This window comes from Streptomyces sp. XM83C, from assembly GCF_023072675.1.
GTDB lineage: Bacteria > Actinomycetota > Actinomycetes > Streptomycetales > Streptomycetaceae > Streptomyces > Streptomyces thermocoprophilus.
Genome location: NZ_JALLGL010000701.1, coordinates 1 through 250, shown reverse-complemented (window position 1 = coordinate 250; position 250 = coordinate 1). Strand labels below are relative to the sequence as shown.

Annotated in this window: 1 pseudogene; it reads right to left on the bottom strand. The window is 68.4% G+C overall.

Annotated elements, in window-relative coordinates:
- A pseudogene (locus tag MTQ10_RS31125) lies at window positions 1-200 on the bottom strand (IS5 family transposase); the annotation flags it as partial.
- Window positions 201-250: the final 50 nt, after the last annotated feature.

Genomic DNA, 250 nt, shown 5'->3' with positions numbered 1-250 from the left:
CGGCCGCCCCGGCCCTCGGCCCACGCGGGCTTCGGGATCATCTCGCGGACCGCGGCCCACTCCGCGTCCCTCATGTCGGTCGGATAGCAGTGCCCGCCGGACGGATTGTCCGCGGCGTTGCCGTACTTGTGGGCGAAGCAGTCGCACGTCCGCGTGTCCGGAATGGACTCTTTCGCAGCAGACCGATACAACTGCGGCAACAGGGCCTCCCGGTGAGCAGTGGCGTAGACACCCTCTGTGCTACCGAGAG